The sequence below is a fragment of the Loktanella sp. DJP18 genome, from assembly GCF_049310965.1.
Taxonomy (GTDB): domain Bacteria; phylum Pseudomonadota; class Alphaproteobacteria; order Rhodobacterales; family Rhodobacteraceae; genus Loktanella.
Genome location: NZ_JBMERN010000212.1, coordinates 1 through 3,940, shown reverse-complemented (window position 1 = coordinate 3,940; position 3,940 = coordinate 1). Strand labels below are relative to the sequence as shown.

Sequence of the window (3,940 nt, the reverse complement as noted above, 5' to 3'; positions counted from 1 at the left end):
CTAAGAAAAGAACGTCAGTCAGTTCAAGCGTCCGCGCGGTTTGAGTTGGATTTAGACTACGAAAATCAGACCGGCGTGAGAGAAGTTCTTGCTGCGGTAAGATCGGGGGCACCGGTGGTTTTTGTTTCTGGTCGCGCCGGGACAGGCAAGAGCCGACTGATAGACTACATGAAACGCATTCCGGGTGGAGAGAAACAGGTCGTTGTAGCGCCCACAGGCGTTGCAGCATTGGCTCTCAAGGCTTCTACTGTTCATTCATTCTTCCGCTTGCCGATCGGCGTGATCGACGTGACAGCGATGGAGCCGGATGAGAGGTTTGGACCTGTGCATCGCAGGATGCAGAGACTTGTCATCGATGAAATCTCAATGGTGCGGGCCGACATCCTTGATGGCATTGATCGCCGTCTGAGGTTGCTGCGCAATCCCGATCTGCCTTTTGGCGGTGTCCAGGTCATCATGGTTGGCGATTTCCTTCAATTGCCCCCTGTAGTGACAGAGGAGGATCGCAACCTCCTTGATCGCCTTGGATACGAGACCCCTTTTGCTTTCTCTGCCAAGGTCATGCAAAGCACCCCCATTCGGGTAGCCACTTTGACCAAGGTCTGGCGTCAGTCTGATCCTGAGATGATTGCCGCACTTGGAAATATCAGGGAGGGCCGCTGCGTTGATGACGCCGTGCATTGGCTGAACCAGCGGTGCGCACGAGATCATCGATCAGGTTTTGCGCCGCTATTGCTGACTGCAACCAGGTCTGCCGCTGATGCCTACAACGAGGATGGGATCGGCAAGTTGCGTGACCGATATGCTGATTTGGAGGGTGAGTGTATCGTGTTGCACGCCCGCGCCGGCGGGGCCTTCGAGAAAGAGAAAACGGTCTTGCCGGCACCTCGGAGGCTAGAACTCTACAGGGGTGCTCGCGTTATGGCTGTGAAGAACGATGCGGCACAAGGCTATGTGAACGGATCTCTTGGCGAAGTCGTCGATTTTTGCGATGGCAGCGGTGTTTTCGAAGACGCATGGGTTGCCGTCCTGTTCGATGGCAATGAAACTGCGATACGTCTTTTTGCTGCAAATTGGCTCAAGTCCAGTCAGAAATGGGATGACACAGATGAAGCTATTGTCGACACTCCCACCGGGATATACGAGCAAGTCCCGCTGACCGTCGGCTATGCCATCACGATCCACAAAAGTCAGGGGCTGACGCTCGAAGATGTCCGCCTGGATCTCGGCCGTGGCGCTTTCGCGCCAGGGCAGCTTTACGTCGCACTGTCGCGCGCGAAGTCCGTTGCCGGCCTCAGCTTTGCCAGACCTATCCTGCCATCGGACGTTCAGGTCGACGACATGTTGATCAGGTTTCTTGATTGGGCGAAATCCGCAGATAATCTTGCTTTTGGAGACTCGTGAGCCCGGCGGGCTTTGCATGGCGCTGGTGAGCTTGTCGTAGTCGTTCTCTTGTGTTTGGTCCTGCGCAGAGTAATTTTTCCGTTTGTTTTGGACCTCGATTTTCGGACTTCTGTGACCTCGGTCAATCGAACATCATAAGTTGGCCCGCAATCCCCGGACTTCAGTCCGGGGATAGGGCCCTGCGCTTTTCCTGATCGCGTCTGATTGGACCTTTGGTCTCCGCTTGCGATGAGGGTTGTCCTGGTTATCGACGTATTCCTTGATGACACCCAGCGGTGCGCCGCCGCAAGAGACGACGAAGAAGCTTGGTGACCAGAAGGCATTGCCCCAGAGTTGCTTAAGAACTTCCGGCAGCCGGTGCTGGCGCAGGTGTCGCGACGATGCCCCTTTCAGTCGCCGGACGATCTCGGACAGACTGATGCCAGGCGGGTAGCAGATCATAACGTGCAGATGGTCGCCGTCGGCCTGCACAGCGACGAGATCCACACCGATTGCCTGTGATGTGCGCTTCATCGATCGTCGCAGAATTTCAAACGCCCGAGTGGTGATGATCCGCCGTGGGTATTTTACACAAAACACGAGATGTGCGTGAAGCATGGAGACCGCGTGCCGTTTGCGGCGATATTTCTTCGTGATTGGCATCGGACGACTTCTATTCAGGACATTTTGGCCAATATGACCTGCGTGAAGATCGTTCAGTCATATCGTTTCCGGATTTATCCGACACCTGCGCAGGAGGCTGCCTTCAGGCAGATCGCGGGGTGCTGCCGGCTGGTCTACAATCTCGGGCTCGAGCAGCGCCGAGATCACTGGCGCAGGTTCAAGTCGTGCCAGGGTCGCCACATCAGCTACCAGTCCCAGCAGAATGAGCTTCCGGAACTCAAGCGCGCGTTCCCATTTCTGAGGGACGTGCCGTCGCACTGCTTGCAGGCGGCACTCAGCGATCTCGACAAGGCGTATCAGCGCTTCTTCGAAGGGGTGTCTCAGTATCCGACGCCGCGCAGAAAGATGGACGGCGACAGCTTCCGGTTTCCGGACCCGGGCCAGTTCTCACTCACACCCCACTGGTTGCATGCGCCGAAGTTCGGACGCCGTCCGAGTGATCATGGCAAGATCAGGATCAACCAGCACCAAAGGGTGAAAGGCATCATCAAGACCATCACGATCATCCGCGATGGACGACACTGGTATGCCTGCCTCGCGTCGATCCATGAGGTCAGCGTCCGGCCCCAGCCATCGGCTGATCTTCGGGTCGTCGGCATCGACCGCGGCGTGACCGTGCCTGTGGCGCTCTCTGACGGATCACTACTGGGACGTGCGACCGAGGGGAAGCCGGAGGCACGCAGGCTTAAGCGACTCCAGCAGAGCGTCGCACGAAAGGTGAAAGGCTCTGCCAATCGCCGCAAGGCGATTTATCGCCTCACAGCATTCAAAGCGCACCAGGCGCGGAGGAGGAAAGACCAACTGCACAAGATCTCCAGCACAATCGTCAAGAACCACGACGTGATCACACTGGAAGATCTGAAGATCGACAACATGACAGCGTCGGCGCGGGGCACGCTCACAGCCCCGGGCTCGCGCGTCGCACAGAAGGCGGGGTTGAACCGCGCCATTCTCGACAAGGGCTGGGGCATATTCGGCACCATGTTGGCCTACAAGGCCGGATGGGTAGGCAAGCGGGTGATCAAGGTCGCTGCCCACCATACATCGCAGACATGCATCGCATGCGGGCACATCTCCCCGGAGAACCGCAAGATCCAAGACGCGTTTGCTTGCGTGGCTTGCGGTCATGCCGAGCATGCCGATACCCACGCCGCAAAGGAGATCCGCCGTCGCGGTCTCAAGATCATACTCGCCGAAGGACATTCGGTATCAGCCTGTGGAGAGCTCTGCGCTGGCATCTCTGAAGCAGGAAGAAGCCCGGTTCTGCCGGAGCAAGATCAGACATCCCATCAGAACGCCGCAACGGCCGCCTGATTGAAAAAACTGAAGCCCCGGACTTTAGTCCGGGGAGAAGTCACAGATGGCTTGACCATGCAAGATCGCTCTGTGATGACCGACATGAAGTTATGAGCAGTGCGGTCACCATATGCCAGTCAAGAAAGCATCCAGTTCATTTAGATCTGACGTTAATCGGTTCGCCGATCTGAAATTCGACCCTCCGACCTCCGGGGTAGCCATTCATTACTTCCTGAGCGATCCAAAGGTGCAGGCCGGCGTTCCATTGAGCGGCTTGCTTGATCTATGGGTTCCAACAAGAAGTATCGATCGGGCCGCCAATCCAAAATTGACGCTTGGGCGGAGGGATGCAGTTGCTGGCGAGTTGACCGGATCACTGAAGATGATGCAGCGCATCAATGCGCGGCCAACCTTTTGCCGCACCGCAGCACTTCTTAACGCATGCGAGACTGAGGGTGAAAAGCGCATACTGCTAAAGCTCGCGGCCCTACGTGTCGTCCGGATGGCCCATCCTGATCTTGGTTCTGAAATGCGTGATGTGACACTGTCGCTTCTTAGCAGCTTGTCTTCATCCTCC

At 56.8% G+C, this 3,940-nt stretch carries 4 protein-coding genes; 3 read left to right on the top strand and 1 reads right to left on the bottom strand.

Translation table 11 applies throughout. From position 1 onward, the window contains the following. Positions 1-1,404, top strand: a 1,404-nt coding sequence (locus tag ACOI1H_RS23970) for an ATP-dependent DNA helicase (protein ID WP_422440707.1), incomplete at its 5' end; no start/stop codon positions are given. 132 nt (positions 1,405-1,536) lie between these two features. Here ACOI1H_RS23970 and tnpA read toward each other — a convergent pair. Beyond that, on the bottom strand, positions 1,537-2,046 hold the full coding sequence (gene tnpA / locus ACOI1H_RS23965) for an IS200/IS605 family transposase (RefSeq protein WP_422440706.1): 510 nt from the start codon (positions 2,044-2,046) through the stop codon (positions 1,537-1,539). A 33-nt stretch (positions 2,047-2,079) separates the two neighbouring features. On the opposite strand from tnpA, the gene ACOI1H_RS23960 reads away from it, so the two are divergent. Both ACOI1H_RS23960 and ACOI1H_RS23955 read left to right on the top strand, forming a co-directional pair. Then, on the top strand, positions 2,080-3,381 hold the full coding sequence (locus tag ACOI1H_RS23960) for an RNA-guided endonuclease InsQ/TnpB family protein (RefSeq protein ID WP_422440708.1): 1,302 nt from the start codon (positions 2,080-2,082) through the stop codon (positions 3,379-3,381). Positions 3,382-3,493: 112 nt separating this feature from the next. Continuing rightward, on the top strand, positions 3,494-3,940 hold a 447-nt coding region (locus ACOI1H_RS23955; RefSeq protein WP_422440705.1), incomplete at its 3' end, for a hypothetical protein.